The organism is Pseudomonas sp. zjy_15, assembly GCF_043101865.1.
GTDB lineage: Bacteria > Pseudomonadota > Gammaproteobacteria > Pseudomonadales > Pseudomonadaceae > Aquipseudomonas > Aquipseudomonas putida_Y.
The window spans coordinates 1-16114 of sequence record NZ_JBICII010000121.1 but is presented as its reverse complement, the minus strand read 5'-3'; the positions used below and the strand labels follow the sequence as shown (position 1 = coordinate 16114).

15 protein-coding genes are annotated in these 16114 nt (G+C 58.3%); 8 read left to right on the top strand and 7 right to left on the bottom strand.

Features of this window, described 5'->3' with window-relative positions:
* Positions 1 to 19: 19 nt before the first annotated feature.
* From ACF8EF_RS23580 to ACF8EF_RS23555, 6 genes are read right to left on the bottom strand one after another with little or no spacing between them, the layout of a single operon-like run.
* Positions 20 to 1261 carry a cation:proton antiporter gene (locus ACF8EF_RS23580; RefSeq protein WP_176683799.1) on the bottom strand — a complete coding sequence of 414 codons (1242 nt, stop codon included), beginning with the start codon at positions 1259 to 1261 and terminating at the stop codon, positions 20 to 22.
* Positions 1262 to 1301: 40 nt separating this feature from the next.
* Positions 1302 to 2534, bottom strand: coding sequence for an ATP-grasp domain-containing protein (locus ACF8EF_RS23575; protein ID WP_176683800.1), 1233 nt, complete (start codon positions 2532 to 2534; stop codon positions 1302 to 1304).
* The gene (locus tag ACF8EF_RS23570) at positions 2531 to 3406 is read right to left on the bottom strand and encodes an iron-containing redox enzyme family protein (RefSeq protein WP_392461909.1); all 876 of its coding nucleotides are present in this window, start codon (positions 3404 to 3406) and stop codon (positions 2531 to 2533) included. The genes ACF8EF_RS23575 and ACF8EF_RS23570 overlap by 4 nt, the downstream gene beginning before the upstream one ends.
* Before the next feature lie 10 nt (positions 3407 to 3416).
* The gene (locus tag ACF8EF_RS23565; protein WP_176683802.1) at positions 3417 to 3863 is read right to left on the bottom strand and encodes a DUF3291 domain-containing protein; all 447 of its coding nucleotides are present in this window, start codon (positions 3861 to 3863) and stop codon (positions 3417 to 3419) included.
* Complete coding sequence (locus ACF8EF_RS23560; RefSeq protein ID WP_176683803.1) at positions 3860 to 4318, bottom strand: VOC family protein; 459 nt, start codon at positions 4316 to 4318, stop codon at positions 3860 to 3862. The genes ACF8EF_RS23565 and ACF8EF_RS23560 overlap by 4 nt, the downstream gene beginning before the upstream one ends.
* Before the next feature lie 18 nt (positions 4319 to 4336).
* Positions 4337 to 5086: an ArpA protein gene (locus tag ACF8EF_RS23555; protein ID WP_176683804.1), complete on the bottom strand. Its 750-nt coding sequence runs from the start codon at positions 5084 to 5086 to the stop codon at positions 4337 to 4339.
* A gap of 1278 nt (positions 5087 to 6364) precedes the next feature.
* On the opposite strand from ACF8EF_RS23555, the gene ACF8EF_RS23550 reads away from it, so the two are divergent.
* From ACF8EF_RS23550 to ACF8EF_RS23535, 4 genes are all read left to right on the top strand, one after another.
* Positions 6365 to 7189 carry a nuclear transport factor 2 family protein gene (locus ACF8EF_RS23550; protein WP_209967897.1) on the top strand — a complete coding sequence of 275 codons (825 nt, stop codon included), beginning with the start codon at positions 6365 to 6367 and terminating at the stop codon, positions 7187 to 7189.
* A gap of 64 nt (positions 7190 to 7253) precedes the next feature.
* A complete protein-coding gene (locus tag ACF8EF_RS23545; protein WP_392461907.1) occupies positions 7254 to 8660 on the top strand; it encodes an NAD(P)/FAD-dependent oxidoreductase in 1407 nt (468 codons plus the stop codon).
* Positions 8661 to 8693: 33 nt separating this feature from the next.
* Entirely contained in the window at positions 8694 to 9035 is a 342-nt protein-coding gene (locus ACF8EF_RS23540) for a cupin domain-containing protein (protein WP_014589771.1), read from the top strand.
* A gap of 52 nt (positions 9036 to 9087) precedes the next feature.
* On the top strand, positions 9088 to 10167 hold the full coding sequence (locus ACF8EF_RS23535; protein ID WP_028697402.1) for a polyamine ABC transporter substrate-binding protein: 1080 nt from the start codon (positions 9088 to 9090) through the stop codon (positions 10165 to 10167).
* A 131-nt stretch (positions 10168 to 10298) separates the two neighbouring features.
* Here the strand turns inward: ACF8EF_RS23535 and ACF8EF_RS23530 are convergent, their stop codons facing one another.
* The gene (locus ACF8EF_RS23530; RefSeq protein ID WP_021781794.1) at positions 10299 to 11882 is read right to left on the bottom strand and encodes a peptide chain release factor 3; all 1584 of its coding nucleotides are present in this window, start codon (positions 11880 to 11882) and stop codon (positions 10299 to 10301) included.
* Positions 11883 to 12439: 557 nt separating this feature from the next.
* On the opposite strand from ACF8EF_RS23530, the gene ACF8EF_RS23525 reads away from it, so the two are divergent.
* From ACF8EF_RS23525 to ACF8EF_RS23510, 4 genes are read left to right on the top strand one after another with little or no spacing between them, the layout of a single operon-like run.
* On the top strand, positions 12440 to 13153 hold the full coding sequence (locus tag ACF8EF_RS23525; protein WP_176685717.1) for an ABC transporter permease: 714 nt from the start codon (positions 12440 to 12442) through the stop codon (positions 13151 to 13153).
* Between the two features lie 13 nt (positions 13154 to 13166).
* Positions 13167 to 14081 (top strand): glycine betaine ABC transporter substrate-binding protein, encoded by a 915-nt coding sequence (locus ACF8EF_RS23520; RefSeq protein ID WP_392461905.1) that lies wholly within the window; start codon positions 13167 to 13169, stop codon positions 14079 to 14081.
* Positions 14078 to 14731, top strand: a complete 654-nt coding sequence (locus ACF8EF_RS23515; protein ID WP_028697400.1) for an ABC transporter permease — start codon at positions 14078 to 14080, stop codon at positions 14729 to 14731. Before ACF8EF_RS23520 ends, ACF8EF_RS23515 begins: the two co-directional genes overlap by 4 nt.
* Positions 14728 to 15885 (top strand): ABC transporter ATP-binding protein, encoded by a 1158-nt coding sequence (locus tag ACF8EF_RS23510; RefSeq protein ID WP_339444670.1) that lies wholly within the window; start codon positions 14728 to 14730, stop codon positions 15883 to 15885. The genes ACF8EF_RS23515 and ACF8EF_RS23510 overlap by 4 nt, the downstream gene beginning before the upstream one ends.
* Positions 15886 to 16114 lie beyond the last annotated feature (229 nt).

Below are 16114 nucleotides of genomic sequence, written 5' to 3'. Positions count from 1 at the left end.
AACAGCAGAAATCAAACACCTATTTTGGACGAATCTCTACAGACTGAGTATTTCTGCACGCCCACCAGGCTAGCAACCCCAGTAACGGGTTAGTTAGTACCGTAGAGACAACGGCAAGCGCCAAGAGAATACTGTAGGAACTTTCAGACAACACCCCAACCTGTACTCCTACACTAAGTATCACTAATTCAACGAGACCTTTGGTGTTCATCAGCACACCGACTTCTATTGAATTTATTGGTCTCAAGCCCGACATCCAGGCCCCAATGTATGAACCCAGCACCTTGCCGAGAGTCCCCCCCAGCAAGAACAACAGCAGCCATAGCCATAGACTTGGCTCACTGAAAGCACTTAGGGAAACCTGGATGCCAGCGGCGGCAAAAAAGATTGGGGTAAGAAAGAGATGACTGAACCTCCCGATCCATCGACGCCATGCCTCCTCCATCGAGCAGACGTCGTAAAACACGTATGCTGCCATGACCGCGCCAATTGCCTGATGGAAACCGAGCATCCCTGTAAGCTGCGCCGAAGCCAGGCAATACATAAAGGCAGCAGCGGCACGGGAGCGCTCACCAAGAGACGTGACGGCGGCCTGTTTTTTTAGCCATGGACGGAGCAACAGGAGCGTCAGTGCGGCATACGCTGCTAGACCGGCGAGCCTGAACAGGCCCTCATACAGGCCAGCTGCTCCGTCAAACTGTAATGTGAACACTAGCGCCAAAGCGCACCAAGCGAAGACATCGGTATATACCGCTGCTGACAACGCCAATTGGCCCGCCTGCTCATTGATGCCTTCACGCTCCCGGAGAATCCTCACCAATACAGGCAAGGCGGTAACCGAGAGCGCGATACCACAGAAGATGACGAAGGGCCAATAGGGCTGCGTCGGGGCAATCGACGCCTTCGACCAAGCCCCAATGACGCACCCTAGGGAAAACGACATCACGATTCCGAGAGCTGCGATCAAGGCCGGGGCACGCTGCTCTCCCCGGCGCTGGCCGAGGCCGGCGGCATGCCAGGGTACTTCGACCATCAGCATGATCAACCCAAGCTCACCGAACGCCCGCACCACCTCCATCGAGTCGGGCGCCAGCACCTTTGCCGACACTTGCGGAAACCACGCACCTAGCACCGTGGGCCCTAACAAAACACCAGCGACAATTTCCCCAACTACCCGACTCTGCCCAAGTACTATCGCCACACGCCCGCAGACCGCACAAACAAGCAAGATCAAACACACCAGCACTATCCAGTTCGACATGGATCCTCCCTCACTCCAGGCTCGTCAGTGATACCTGAAGCTATGCAAGCGTCAGCTTCAGGTTCTCATGAACGATCTCGGCCTGCCTGCGCAGTAAATCGCAATCCTCATGGACGAGATATACAAATCCCCAGGTCGACAGAAAATCCCGCGTGGCTTCGATGACCTCTCCTCTTCTCACAAGAAATCCAAGATCGTGGAACGACTCGAGGTCTTTGATCAGAGCTACGCCCTCAAAGCCTGTCACCGTGCCGCCTTGTTCAGAGATCAGGCAACAAATACAAAAATGCTTGTCGTAGCGCGGTACGGGCAACCTGAGCGGCGCATGGCCCAAGTAGATATCTATATTGAGGTCATAGCAGTTCAGCCCGGTGCATAACTCAATCAAGGCGGGTACATTAGCCCCAGGCAGGCGACCGTTTTGCTCGATAATGAAGTGCCCTGCCGGATTGATTTTGAACTCGATGTCATTGATGCCGATGTTGGCCTCAATGGCCGAGTTGACTTGGGATGTGTAGATAAATGCCTGGTGCGCCTGAGCGCTTATGGGCGAAATGGATCGAATGTTGCGATAGATGCTGGGGTGATCACCGATCCGGATTTTTTCGTATTCGGCGAAGCAGAGTATCTGTCGCCCGGCCGCTCCAAGATTCGCCGTAACGATGAAGTACTCAGGACCTTCGATATACGCCTCCACCAATGCATGTTTCTCGTCCTCCGACCCGGCGTCAACATTGCTTTCAATAGCGGCTAGTGCCTTATACAGATCGCTTCTGGACTGACAGATCTTCACATTCTCTGCACCCGTGCCTTGGCTCGGTTTGATCACAACAGGGAAAGCAATACCAGAATCATAACCCTCGACCAGATCATCCAAGGACAACCTGAACGCAGGTGTGACAGGAACACCCTCCTCTTGCAAACGACGCTTCATTTCAAACTTGTTCATCCTCGCCAGGCAGGTTGGCACCGGGTTGCCAACCAACCCAAGATGAGCAGCTAATCGGTCACTGATACGCAATGCCGAGTCGGAACCGGGGATAACTGCACGCACCGCCCTACCGGTCAAGCATGTCTTGGCTTGCTCCAGGCTTTCGACATACACCACCTCGTCGAATCCATCGACAGCATGCAGCCTCTGCAGGCGCCCGGGAAATCGCTTACGGGTAAGCAGGGCGACTGCGTGATACCCCTTGTGACGAATGTCCTGTCCATAACGCCGGCCCGAACTGATCGGATCGATGACAACTACCGTCTGTCGCTGAATACTCATCCTAGGCTCCGCATCGCGTTGTACATGTAGTGGTAGTAACGCAGCGCGACGTTGTAGCGAATCATCACCCCCAGCGAGAGTTCGCGCACCACATCTTCGCCACCAGCGGCATAGTGCTGCAGTACCGTTTCATACCAAGCGGCGCTGTGCCGGGTATCGATACTGATATGGGCCTTGTGATAGGCAATTACGTCCTTCGGCAGGCATAGACGCTCCATCGCCGCAGTAGTGGCGCCAAAACGTACCGGTGCAGACCCCTCTACCAACCCTATCGCACCGATAAGGCGCATGTTGTACTCGCGACGTACCGCCCACATCAGCAGAATGTTGCCATTCATCAGGCACTCCACGGGGGGCACGTCTACTCGGATCCCCGCTCTCCCCAATAGATCACGCATGTAACTGGATGACGTACGGAACATCGTGGTATGCACGGCGGTAAAGTCGCCATTGCCCATTTCATCCCAATAGTTCTCTCCTGCCACCATTTTGCAGTGAATCGGCATACCTAGTTGGGTCAATGCCATCAGGTCATCGAACGAACCATCGACCATTTCTTCCATACAGATGTAATAGGCGACTTGCTCTGCACTCGCCTTATGGCGCATAAAATCGACAAAGAAGCGAATATCTTCATTGATTTTCTTCTCGCACTTCATGTACCACGGAAGAAACGCCTCTTGCGTAGTTGGTAGCCTCCGAAGATCAACAAGGCGCTCCTCGGCAGCAGTCCATTCATCCTCCAGACATTCCGCGATGCTACGGGATAGCCTGACCGATCGTTGCGCGGAAACAAGCTGGGCTGGATCTCCGAGAAAGCAGCGATAATAGTCGGCAAGTTGCTGTTGTGTGTTGTGAGCCAATTGAGTCATCTCCGCCTCCTCAGTACAGGACAGTTGGCAGTTCACTGGAACGCAGGTCGAAAGCGTCATGGGATGGACCGACCTCGTACAATCTCGTAAGGCGGGCATGAGCCTCGCGCAGGGTGGGCACATGACTAGGCTCGACCCACCACAACACTACCCGGGGGTGTAGAATAGGGTCGAACCATTCCCGACCACGCTGCATGAACGCCCTATGTGGGGTGTTATAGAGAAAATCTTTCAATGATTCGACATCCCGCCACAGCGAGAGCGTGTAGAGGTAGCCCTCGCCCCATAGCTGATCTAGTAGCGGCTGGTCTTCAGCAGTCTCACGCCAGATGAATCCCGGATGCTGTTCGGCCAATGCGTTGACATAAGCTGTCGAATTATAGAAGTCCTTCATTTTTGCATGCCCTCTGGGAAAACTTGGCTTCACCAGATCGAACTGTGCAAGTCTACGTTTCATAACGCCTCCCACCGCTGGACTTCGATAATGTTCCGGTCGGGATCACGCACGTACACAAACGTACACATCCCCACCCCATCGACTGACTGCTTCGCCAATTTCCCAAGTAGCGATCCGCCGGCACTGATGACTTTTGCGCATACGATGTCCAAATCTAAAACCTCAAACGCAATGTGTGTAAAGCCACGCGAGTTCGCCAGCTTTTCCGGTTCCTCATGAATTTTACGGTACTGAAATATCTCTAGCGTCGGACCTTCCTCTTCGAAACCGGGCAACCGAAGATGAATGCCTTCGATCTGCGGTTCATTCAACCCAGTACCTTCTGCTACCGACCGCCCTGAGAGCCGGCGTACAGGGCCAACTGGAATACAATCGAACACATCGATATAGAACTTAGCTATCTTCTTCCAGTCGCTTGCGACCAGGTTAGTATGTGAATATTTGAGCTTAGCCATACCCCAAATCCTCGAATACTAGTCACGAAAAACAAAAGTTTCATGCTCTACCTGTCGGTCTTTGTCCCGCGCTCTTTCCCAGGTGGTATTGAGAATGGTACGAGTGACATCTCGTGTGAGTGGTTTGACACGGTGCAGGGTAGTGTCAGCCTTGAGCAGATAGACATCACCCGTGAGGTGGAAGTAGGAGTCAATTTTGTTCTCCACCAGCAAATTTTCTACCCGGGGATTCCGCTTATCCCAATTTGTATGGGGTACGCACTCCAACAAACCGCCCGCCTCAAGTTCTGGGGCTTCAACGACCCAGATTATAGTGTAGGGGTAATCCCCCCAATGCCAACCGTGGGTATCGCCAGATTTGTGCTGACTATTTATAATGAAATTATCCCATTTCCATGGCGTCGGAATGATGTCTTCCTTGACTATATGGCTGATCAAACTCATCAGGTAACGAGACTTGTATGCAAGTGAAATGTAGCGTCCATGAGCCTCGATAATTTCCTGAGGGACATTGCTCAGATAACGCGGTGTATTTCCAGTCGACTCAATCAGAAAATCCCGACGCTTCGCGAAGTTCACCAGCAAATACTTCACGTCTTCAGAAATCCGGTCACGCACCTCGGAGTCAATCAAGTGATTTATCTTCAGATATCCGTCCCTGGCAAATCGATGTTGTTCCCAGAAAAAGTCCCGACCTTCGAACGGGTCTGACTCCAGAATATTTTTACCATGTGCAGTATTTTGCTCCACCACGGATCGCCCTGGCATAATAACACTCCGAACCAATTAAGAAATCATGTGCTTCTGACACATGAAAATACTAACTCCTTACTAGGTCCGGATATACCCCAAATCCAGACTTACACTAATTCCTAAAACCGTGTAATTTCTTCTCTGAAACGACACACCTTCGCTAAGGATTCTCCGAACAAGCTATCGGTCATGCTAAAATCTGGGGCGCTACCCTGTTCAATTGTTTTACTGCAATTGACACCATGGAGCGTCGCAACCTGTGACCTGCGACACTTTAGGTAGTCGGCAAAGATGTCCTCTGGTTCCATGCCGTAATCTGGCTGGCGATGTTGCTTGGGCTGAAGCAGGTCGAGGTAATCAGTGGCTGGACCTACCAAGCAACATGTTTGCTCAAGGGTTCTGGATTTGCGAAGGCGGAAAAAATCGAAAAGAATGGGGAATTTCGCTGGGTTCGAGGATCCTGCATCATTGCGATTAATTCAGCGTGGATGGCATGCGGTTCTTCCTCGCCAGTGTCGGGCCAATAGGTGCCAGTAACGCGGATTTCGCTCATGCACGCCTGATTGAAAGCTACAACGCAAACTTGGGCAACACCGTGAAACCGCTTCAATCGAATCATCGGCATGGTCAACCGTAACCTTGGTGGCGTGGTTCCTACCAGCGGGCCAAATGCAAGTGAGTTTATGGAAAGCATCGGCGAATTAAGCAGAATATCCCGAGAAAAGGGCTAGGCATTTCAATAGGACAAAATGACCTCATCTGCACTGACGGTGTTCCGTGCAATTGATTAGTACGTGAACCTTAGAACACTACAAACTGATCAAGCATGCCGAGAATCTCGCGCACGTAGGCCATACCCTGTATGACTACCTGGAAGCCCTGAATCATAGTGCACGTGTGCTGTGGCCAGTCATGCTTACCAGCATGGCCGAGTGCTGCACAGCTTGGGTTGCCTTTAAGAGAGTGGGGGACCTAGCTTTACCCATGGGCGCCAGGTGTCAGCAATGTGTCCGGTCTCTACAGTTGTAGCAAAAGGGCCGCAAAGCGGCCCCCAAAAATCTCAATGCATAAAGAACCAGATCAGAATGATCACCGGAATCGGCACCCCAATCATCCAAAGCAGTATCGAGCGCATGGCCTTTCTCCTTGTTCGATGGTGACAAGAAAGGTGCAGCCGCCATGTCAGTTGTATCAAAAAACTACATTCATAAAAATCAGAGACTTACCCTCCAAGCCGCCTGAGCAAACCGTGCAATATGCAGGATCCACGCCCTTGCACCTGGGTGTTCTGCAATGCACTATCCACCCATGATCGCCACCACCCTCCCCGACGGCCCCGAGCAAACCCCGCTTACCGCCGAAATCGTGCTGCGCTACCACCTCTGCTGGAAGCATCGCGACCTCGACGGTGTCATGGCGCTCTACCACCCCGATATCCAGTACCACGACTTCTTTCAGAACCGCGTGCTCGGCCATCAGGAACTGCGCGACTACGTACGCGCCTGCCTGCCCCATGAAGCCGGCGAGGACATCGTCCACAGCGACCGCATCCGCGTCGATGGCTGCACCGCATTCATCCAGTATCAGGTCACGGTGCAGGGCGGTGACGGCCTGGTTGCGTTCCAGTCCAGCGAGGCGATCACCGTCATGGACGGGCTGATCTGGCGGGTCAACGAATACGCCACGCTGGTCCGCCAGAACGGCACAGGCCACGCCAACAGCGGCCCGCGCCCCGCCACCAGCCGCCTGGGCCTGTCGCCCCGGCAGTTGTCGACCATGGCCCAGGACCTGGAGCACTACTTCCAGCGTCAACGCCCCTACCTCGACCCGGAGCTCGACCTGCAACAGGTCGCCGACGCCAGCGGCTACAGCCGCAACCAGATTTCCTACCTGCTCAACCAGGTGCTGGGGCAGAGCTTCTACCGCTACGTCAACCAGGCACGCCTGCAGCACCTGATGGCCAGCCTCGGCGATGATAGCGTCGAGGCGACGATCGACGAGCTGGCCTTCAGTGCCGGCTTCAACTCGCTGTCGGCGTTCTACAAGTGCTTCCGTGAGCACACCGGGCTAACGCCCAAGGCCTACCTGAAGCAAATTTCCCTGCGTGCACGCACGTAAGACAGCTGCCCGCTGACACCACTACGATCGCCCACAGACCTTGACGGATGTGGAGCCGAACCCGATGCAACCCCTGCGCACGCTCAGCCTGTGGATGGACCAGCTCGACGAGCCGCTGTGCGCGCGCCCGGCACTGCGCAATGACCTCGACGTTGACGTGTGCATCATCGGTGCCGGCTATACCGGCCTTTGGACCGCGTACTACCTCAAGCGCCAGGCACCCCAGCTGAACATTGCGGTGATCGAAGCCCAAATCGCCGGCTTCGGCGCTTCCGGCCGTAATGGGGGCTGGCTGATGGGCAACCTGCTAGGCGAAGACCGCCTGCTCGGCACCCTCTCGCCGCAACAGCGCCGCGCCAGCATCGACCTGCTGCACGGCATCCCTGATGAAGTGCATCGCGTGTTGCAAAGCGAAGGCATCGACTGTGACTACCGCAAAGGCGGCGTGCTGTATTGCGCGGCGCGCTACCCCGAGCAGGAACGTAGCCTGCGCGCCTACCTCGACGACTTGTATCGCCAAGGCATGACCGAGGACGACTACCGCTGGCTGAGCCCCGAGCAGTTGGGGAGCCAACTGCGGGTCAGCAATGCGTTTGGAGCCATTTACAGCCCGCACACGGCGACCATCCAGCCAGCCAAGCTGGTGCGCGGCCTTGCCCGGGCAGTAGAGGCGCTGGGCGTATCGATCTACGAAAACACCCCGGCCATCGACTGGCAGCCGAGCGAGGTGCGTACCCCGCTGGCACAGATTCGCTGCCAGTGGATGGTGCCTGCCGTGGAGGGTTACGCCGCCAGCCTGCCGCCACTGGGCAAACATCAGTTGCCGGTACAGAGCCTGCTGGTGGCCACCGAGCCGCTGCCGGAGGCTACCTGGGAGCAGATTGGCCTGAGCCAGGGCCAAGCCTTCAGTGAAAGCAGCCGCCAGGTCACCTACGGCCAGCGCACCGCGGACAACCGCCTGGTCTTCGGTGCCCGCGGTGGCTACCGCTTCGGTGGGCGTCTGCGCGAAAACTTCAACCTCGACGAACACGAAGTCGAACTGCGCCGCTACCTGTTCGGCGAACTGTTCCCGCAGCTCAAACAGGTACGCATCACTCATACCTGGGGCGGCAACCTCGGCATGGCGCGACGCTTCCGCCCACACATGCTCTGCGACCGCCAGCGCGGCATCGCCCTTGCCGGCGGCTACGGCGGCGAAGGCGTCGGGGCTACCAACCTGGGCGGACGCACCCTGGCGGCGCTGATCCTCAACCAGCGCAACGAGCTGACGGCGCAACCCTGGGTGCTCGACAACCGCCCGATATCGAGACTGGCCAGCTGGCCTCCCGAGCCCTGCCGCTGGCTGGGCTACAACGCGATCATCCAGAGCTTCGTCCACGAGGACCGGACCCTCGCCAACCCCGCCAGCGCGCCGTGGAGGCGGCGCCTGGCCATATCGCTTGCGGACTTCATGGAAGGCTTCATGCACTGACTTCCCTTAACACTCGTACAGGATCCACCGGTCATGAGCATCACCCAGTTCAAGAACACCGAATTTGCCGTGCTCGACAGCTCCAACCCGGTCGCAGTACCGCTCGGCGAACCCGTGGCAGTCACGTCAGTCACCTGCGTGGAGCGCAGCGATGGCGTTGAAACCGGCATCTGGGAATGCACCCCAGGGCGCTGGCGGCGGCAGATCGTGCAACAGGAGTTCTGCCATTTCATCAAGGGCCGCTGCACGTTCACCCCCGACGGTGGCGAGCCTCTGGTCATAGAAGCCGGAGACGCATTGATGCTACCGGCCAACAGCACCGGCACCTGGGACATCCAGGAGACCGTGCGCAAGACCTACGTGCTTGTTTTCTGATCCGCTGATCGCCTGCCTTCGATAACAACAGACAAAGCAAGGTAAACCCGACATGCGCACCTTCCTCCTCGCCCCTCTGATGCTGGCCGCCAGCGTGGCCAGCGCCGCTGAAACGGTGAAGATCTACAACTGGTCCAGCTACGTGGCCCCCGATACGTTGAAGAACTTCCAGCAAGCCAGCGGCATCGTGCCCACCTACGACGTGTACGACAGCAATGAAACCCTCGATGGCAAGCTGATGACCGGCAATTCCGGCTACGACGTGGTGTTCCCCTCCAACCACTTCATGGCCCGGCAGATTCAAGGCAAGGCCTTGAAGCGCCTGGACAAGTCCCAGCTGCCCAACTGGCACAACCTCAACCCGGTGCTGCTCAAGGCGCTGGAGGTGAACGACCCGGGCAACCAGTACGGTTTCCCGTACCTGTGGGGCAGTACCGGCATTGGCTACAACATCGACAAGGTCAAGGCGGTGCTCGGCGACAACGCGCCGGTGGACTCCTGGGACCTGATCTTCAAGCCCGAGTACATGAGCAAGCTGAAAAGCTGTGGGGTCGCGGTGCTGGACAATGGCCCCGAACTGCTGCCGATCGCCCTGCACTACCTGGGCTTGCCCCATCACAGCCAAGACCCCAAGGACTACGAGAAGGCCAAGGAACTGCTGATGAAGGTGCGGCCGTACATCAGCTATTTCCACTCGTCCAAGTACACGGGCGACCTGGCCAACGGCGATATCTGCGTGGTGGTGGGGTTCTCAGGGGATGTGCTGCAGGCGAAGAACCGCGCCGACGAGGCGAACAATGGCGTGAAGGTGGGCTATTCGATACCCAAGGAGGGCGCGCCGATGTGGTTCGACATGGTCGCCATGCCCGTCGATGCGCCGGATGAAAAGGCCGGATATGCCTACATGAACTACCTGCTGCAGCCGGAAGTGATGGCCAACATCAGCAACCATGTGCAATACGCGAACGGCAACCTCAAGGCAGACGGGCTGGTGGACCCGGCGATGAAGGGTAATACGATGATTTACCCGAGCGACGAGGTGATGGGCAAGCTGTATGCGCTGGAGGCGATGCCGGCGAAGATCGACCGTATTCGTACGCGAATCTGGACCAGTATCAAAGCCGGAAATTGAAATGGGGCCGCCTAGCGACCCTTCGCGGGCACGCCCGCTCCCACAGGTATCACATGACCTCCAGGTTTGGTGATTCCCTGTGGGAGCGGGCGTGCCCGCGAAGGGCTGCAAAGCAGCCCCGATTTCAGGCCTTAATGGTGCTCGCGGGTAGCGCGGAACTTGATGTCCGGCCAGCGCTCTTCCATCAGCGCCAGGTTGACCCGGGTCGGCGCCAGGTAGGTCAGGTGACCGCCGCCGTCGATGGCCAGGTTTTCCATGGCCTTGGTCTGGAATTCCTCGAGCTTCTTCTTGTCATCGCAGCTGATCCAGCGCGCGGACCAGACGGTGATAGGCTCGTAGGCGCACTCGACCTTGTACTCTTCCTTCAGCCGGCTGGCGACCACGTCGAACTGCAGCACACCGACCGCACCCAGGATGATGTCGTTGCTGCGCTCAGGGAAGAACACCTGAGTAGCACCTTCTTCGGCCAGCTGCTGCAGGCCTTGACGCAGTTGCTTGGATTTCAGCGGGTCTTTCAGGCGTACGCGGCGGAACAGCTCCGGCGCGAAGTGCGGAATACCGGTGAAGCCCAGCGCCTCACCTTCGGTGAAGGTGTCGCCGATCTGGATGGTGCCGTGGTTGTGCAGGCCGATGATGTCACCGGCAAAGGCCTCTTCCAGCTGCTCACGCTCGGAGGAGAAGAACGTCAGCGCATCGCCGATACGCAGATCTTTGTTCAAGCGCACATGGCGCATTTTCATGCCTTTCTCGTACTTGCCCGAGCAGATGCGCATGAAGGCGATACGGTCGCGGTGTTTCGGGTCCATGTTCGCCTGGATCTTGAACACGAAACCGGTGAACTTCTCTTCCACAGGCTCCACGGTACGCTCGTTGGCCACACGGCCAAGCGGACGCGGCGCCCAGTCGACCACGGCGTCGAGCACGTGGTCGACACCGAAGTTGCCCAGCGCAGTACCGAAGAATACCGGGGTCAACTGACCGTTGATGAACTCTTCCTGGTTGAACTCGTGGCAGGCGCCCTGCACCAGCTCCAGTTGCTCGACGAACGCGTCGTACTGGTCGCCCAGGTGTGCGCGGGCTTCGTCCGAGTCCAGTTTCTGGATGATCTTGGCTTCGGTGCGCTCGTGGCCGTGGCCCGGGGTGTAGACGATGATGTAGTCGCCAGTGAGGTGGTACACACCCTTGAAGTCACGGTAGCAACCGATTGGCCAGGTGATTGGCGCGGCCTTGATCTTCAGAACGGCTTCGATCTCGTCGAGCAGTTCGATCGGGTCGCGGATATCACGGTCGAGTTTGTTGATGAAGCTGACGATTGGCGTGTCGCGCAGCCGGCACACGTCCATCAGGGCGATGGTACGCGGCTCTACACCTTTACCGCCATCGAGCACCATCAGCGCCGAGTCCACCGCGGTCAGGGTGCGGTAGGTGTCTTCGGAGAAGTCTTCGTGGCCCGGGGTGTCGAGCAGGTTGATCATGTGCTCGCGATACGGGAACTGCATCACCGAGGTGGTGATGGAGATGCCGCGCTGCTTCTCCATTTCCATCCAGTCGGAGGTGGCGTGGCGGTCGGACTTGCGCGACTTCACGGTACCGGCGACGGCAATGGCCTTGCCCATCAGCAGCAGCTTCTCGGTGATGGTGGTCTTACCGGCGTCGGGGTGGGAAATGATTGCGAAAGTGCGGCGCTTCGCGACTTCGGCGGCCTGGTTGGTCATGGGAAATCGCCTGACTGGGGGATTTGAAAGGGGCAGTATCATACCTGAAGTTGGGCCTGGACCAAAATCTGCCGAATGAATGGCGCCTGTGCCGGCCTCTTCGCGGGTAAACCCGCTCCCACAGGTACGACACAGGATTCGAATGCGGTGCAGTCTGTGTAGGAGCGGGTTTACCCGCGAAGAGGCCGGCACAGACAAAAGAAATCCAACAGGCAATCGCTTTATCACGACAAATGACCAAAGCGCAGTTATTTCAACGCCTGCAGCACATTAAGTCGCTGTTTTTTCTCGCCAAAAATCCTGCCCCCCAGTGATTAACGCTGGCCAAATGCTGCCTCAGATGGGAACCTTGACACCCATGGAGACGTCCACTCCCCTGCAAACCGCTTCGGTTGGGGACTGGTTTCATCAGCATTTTCGGGCCCGACGGGGTTCGGCTCATGGCCTGATCGCAGCCCTCGGCTTGCATCACGCTGCTACTCGCGAACACACCACCCGCCGCCAGAATTGGCCGGCAACCAAGAAGTGTGCTCGCCGACTACACAAGGAGTCCACCTGTGGCAAAACGCTACGGTTCGGGGCTGTTGGGATGGGCCGCCGTGCTCGTCATCCTGGCCCTGCTGGTCCACTGGATCGGCATCGACACGATCGCGCGTTATCGCGACGATCTTGGGTTCTACCTGCAAGCGCACCTGGTATTGGTGCTGGCTTCGATGGCGGCGGCGCTGGCCGTGGGCATCCCCGCCGGCATTGCGTTAAGTCGACCGCACCGGGTCGACAAAGCCGAGCGCTTCATGCAGTTCTTCAACGTTGGCAACACCATCCCCCCTCTGGCCGTTCTGGCCATCGCCCTCAGTATCCTGGGCATCGGAGCCGGGCCTGCGATCTTCGCGCTATTCCTCGCCTCCCTCCTGCCGATTGTGCGCAACACCTACGAAGGCCTGAAAAACGTCCCTGCTTCGCTCAAGGAAGCCGCCACCGGCATTGGCATGACCCCGCGCCAGCAACTCTGGCAGGTGGAGCTGCCCAACGCCGTGCCGATCATCGTCGGCGGCGTACGCGTGGCCCTGGCACTGAATGTGGGTACCGCACCGCTGGCGTTCCTGATCGGCGCCAACAGCCTGGGTAGCCTGATCTTCCCCGGCATCGCCCTGAACAACCAGCCACAACTGCTGCTGGGTGCCGCCTGCACCGCGCTGCTGGCACTGGTGCTGGATGCGGCGGTGAGTTTCTCCAGCAAGCGCTGGCTGGAACGCGGCCTGGTCCAATAAGGATAGGAAACGTATGAAGAAGAGAATCGCCTTGCTACTGGGCGCGGCCTTGCTGTTCGCAGGATTTGCCCAGGCAGCTGAAAAACCGCTGATCCGCATCGGCGCGCGGGTGTTCACCGAACAGACCGTGCTCGCCGAAATCACCGCGCAATACCTGCGCGCCAACGGCTTCGATGTGCGTGTCATCGGCGGGCTTGGCAGCAACCTCGCACGCCAGGCCCAGGAAACCGGCCAGCTCGACCTGATGTGGGAATACACCGGTGTGTCGCTGGTGTCGTACAACCACATCGAAGAGCGTATGCCCAGCGCCGAGGCAACCTACGCCAAGGTCAAGGAGCTGGATGCCAAAAAAGACCTGATCTGGCTGACCCCGTCGAAATTCAGCAACACCTATGCCCTCGGCTTGCCGAAGCAGGTCGCCGAGGCCTACCCGCAGATCAACTCGATCAGCGACCTCAACCAGGTGCTGCGCGACGAGAGCAAGCGTAATCACCTGGTGGCCCTGGACACCGAGTTCGCCAACCGCCCCGACGGCCTGGTAGGCCTGCGCGAAATGTATGGCCTGCCGCTGGGCCGGCGCAACATCCGCCAGATGGACGCCGGGCTGGTGTACACCGCCATGCGCAACAATCAGGTGTTCGCCGGCCTGGTGTATACCACCGACGGCCGCCTGGACGCTTTCGACCTCAAGCTGCTGGAAGACGACAAACACTACTTCCCCGACTACACCGCCGCGCCGGTGATACGCAAAGCCACGCTCGACGCCAACCCGCAGCTGGCTGGCCTGCTCAAGCCGCTGGCCGAGCAACTGGATGACCAAACCATGCGCCAGCTCAACGCCAAGGTCGATGTCGAGCACCAGAACCCCACTGCCGTGGCCGCGGACTTCCTGCGCAAGCACCCACTGAACAGCGAGGGCCAGCCATGAACCTGATCGATACCTTCAGCCACCTGGACTGGGCCCAGGTACTGCACCTGACCTGGCAGCACATCATGCTGGTAGGCGTTGCCGTGGGCCTGGCGATTCTGGTCGGGGTGCCGCTGGGCATCCTGATGACTCGCTTTCCGGCCCTCGCAGGCCCGCTGCAGGCCAGCGCCACAGTGCTGCTGACCATCCCCTCGATTGCCCTGTTCGGCCTGCTGTTGCCGTTCTACTCCAAGTTCGGCCAGGGCCTGGGGCCGTTGCCAGCGATCACTGCGGTGTTCCTGTACTCGCTGCTGCCGATCCTGCGCAACACCTACCTGGCCCTGACCAATGTCGAGCCCGGCATCCGTGAAGCCGCACGCGGTATAGGCATGACCTTCGGCCAGCGCCTGCGCATGGTCGAACTGCCCATCGCCGTACCGGTCATCCTCGCCGGTGTACGCACCGCCGTGGTCATGAACATCGGTGTCATGACCATTGCTGCCACCATCGGCGCCGGCGGCCTGGGTGTGCTCATCCTCACCTCCATCAGCCGCAGCGACATGTCGATGCTGCTGATCGGCGCCTTGCTGGTGAGCCTGCTGGCAATCATCGCCGACCTGCTGCTGCAAACCCTGCAACGTGCCCTGACTCCAGAAGGACTGCGCTCATGATCGAACTGAAGAACCTCAGCAAAACCTTCAACGTCAACGGCAAGGACGTCAAAGCCGTCGACTCGGTAAGCCTCACTGTCAACGAAGGGGAAATCTGCGTGTTCCTCGGCCCGTCGGGCTGCGGCAAGAGCACCACGCTGAAAATGATCAACCGCCTGATCACGCCCACCTCGGGCCAGGTGTTCATCGATGGCGAAGACACCACCGGGCTGGACGAAGTCACCCTGCGCCGGCACATCGGCTATGTGATCCAGCAGATCGGTTTGTTCCCCAACATGACCATCGAAGAGAACATCACCGTGGTCCCACGCCTGCTTGGCTGGGACAAGCAGAAATGCCACGAGCGTGCTCGCGAGCTGATGCACATGATCAAGCTCGAACCCAAGCAGTACCTGCAACGCTACCCGCGCGAGCTGTCCGGCGGCCAGCAACAGCGTATCGGCGTGATTCGTGCCCTGGCAGCAGATGCACCCGTGCTGTTGATGGACGAACCGTTCGGCGCGGTCGACCCGATCAACCGCGAGATGATCCAGAACGAGTTCTTCGAAATGCAGCGGGCGCTGAACAAGACGGTGATCATGGTCAGCCACGACATCGACGAAGCGATCAAACTGGGCGACAAGATTGCCATCTTCCGTGCCGGCAAGCTGTTGCAACTGGACCATCCAGACACCTTGCTAGCCCATCCGGCGGATGATTTCGTCAGCAACTTCGTGGGCCAGGACAGCACGCTCAAACGCCTGCTGCTGGTGCGTGCCGAGGATGCCGCAGACAACGCGCCATCGGTGAGCCCGCAAACGCCTGTGAGCGATGCGCTGGAGCTGCTCGACGAGCACGACCGCCGCTACGTGGTGGTGACCGATGCACAGAACAAAGCGCTGGGCTATGTGCGCCGACGCGACATGCACCGCCAGCAAGGGACGTGTGGCGATTTCCTGCGACCGTTCAATGCCACGGCGGCGCACGATGAGCATTTGCGCATCCTGTTGTCGCGCATGTACGAGTTCAACCGGGCATGGTTGCCGGTGCTGGATGCCGAGCAGGTGTTCTTGGGCGAGGTGACGCAGGAGTCGATTGCGGCGTACCTGAGCTCAGGGCGATCGCGGGGGGCGAAGACCAGTATCGTTTCGCCAGCTGAGGCCGTTGCTTCGTAAACGTCGGGGGCGCTTTGCGCGCCTTCGCGGGTAAACCTACAGCGGCCTGCGCCCAATCAGCGATGTGTGTCCACCACAGATCATGTGTAGGAGCGGGTTCACCCGCGAATGCGGTAGCGGCGGCAACGGTGAACGGCTGGTGAAATTGGCCAGCAGGCCCGGCCCTTTCGCGGGTAAACCCGCTCCTACGACGGCCTGTGTCCAATCACCGATGTGTGTCCACCACCGA

Excerpts from the sequence above, each read along its gene's own strand:
- ACF8EF_RS23580 (WP_176683799.1), bottom strand. The coding sequence starts at position 1,261 with ATGTCGAACTGGATAGTGCTGGTGTGTTTGATCTTGCTTGTTTGTGCG.
- ACF8EF_RS23575 (WP_176683800.1), bottom strand. The coding sequence starts at position 2,534 with ATGAGTATTCAGCGACAGACGGTAGTTGTCATCGATCCGATCAGTTCG.
- ACF8EF_RS23570 (WP_392461909.1), bottom strand. The coding sequence starts at position 3,406 with ATGACTCAATTGGCTCACAACACACAACAGCAACTTGCCGACTATTAT.
- ACF8EF_RS23565 (WP_176683802.1), bottom strand. The coding sequence starts at position 3,863 with ATGAAACGTAGACTTGCACAGTTCGATCTGGTGAAGCCAAGTTTTCCC.
- ACF8EF_RS23560 (WP_176683803.1), bottom strand. The coding sequence starts at position 4,318 with ATGGCTAAGCTCAAATATTCACATACTAACCTGGTCGCAAGCGACTGG.
- ACF8EF_RS23555 (WP_176683804.1), bottom strand. The coding sequence starts at position 5,086 with ATGCCAGGGCGATCCGTGGTGGAGCAAAATACTGCACATGGTAAAAAT.
- ACF8EF_RS23550 (WP_209967897.1), top strand. The coding sequence starts at position 6,365 with ATGCACTATCCACCCATGATCGCCACCACCCTCCCCGACGGCCCCGAG.
- ACF8EF_RS23545 (WP_392461907.1), top strand. The coding sequence starts at position 7,254 with ATGCAACCCCTGCGCACGCTCAGCCTGTGGATGGACCAGCTCGACGAG.
- ACF8EF_RS23540 (WP_014589771.1), top strand. The coding sequence starts at position 8,694 with ATGAGCATCACCCAGTTCAAGAACACCGAATTTGCCGTGCTCGACAGC.
- ACF8EF_RS23535 (WP_028697402.1), top strand. The coding sequence starts at position 9,088 with ATGCGCACCTTCCTCCTCGCCCCTCTGATGCTGGCCGCCAGCGTGGCC.
- ACF8EF_RS23530 (WP_021781794.1), bottom strand. The coding sequence starts at position 11,882 with ATGACCAACCAGGCCGCCGAAGTCGCGAAGCGCCGCACTTTCGCAATC.
- ACF8EF_RS23520 (WP_392461905.1), top strand. The coding sequence starts at position 13,167 with ATGAAGAAGAGAATCGCCTTGCTACTGGGCGCGGCCTTGCTGTTCGCA.
- ACF8EF_RS23515 (WP_028697400.1), top strand. The coding sequence starts at position 14,078 with ATGAACCTGATCGATACCTTCAGCCACCTGGACTGGGCCCAGGTACTG.
- ACF8EF_RS23510 (WP_339444670.1), top strand. The coding sequence starts at position 14,728 with ATGATCGAACTGAAGAACCTCAGCAAAACCTTCAACGTCAACGGCAAG.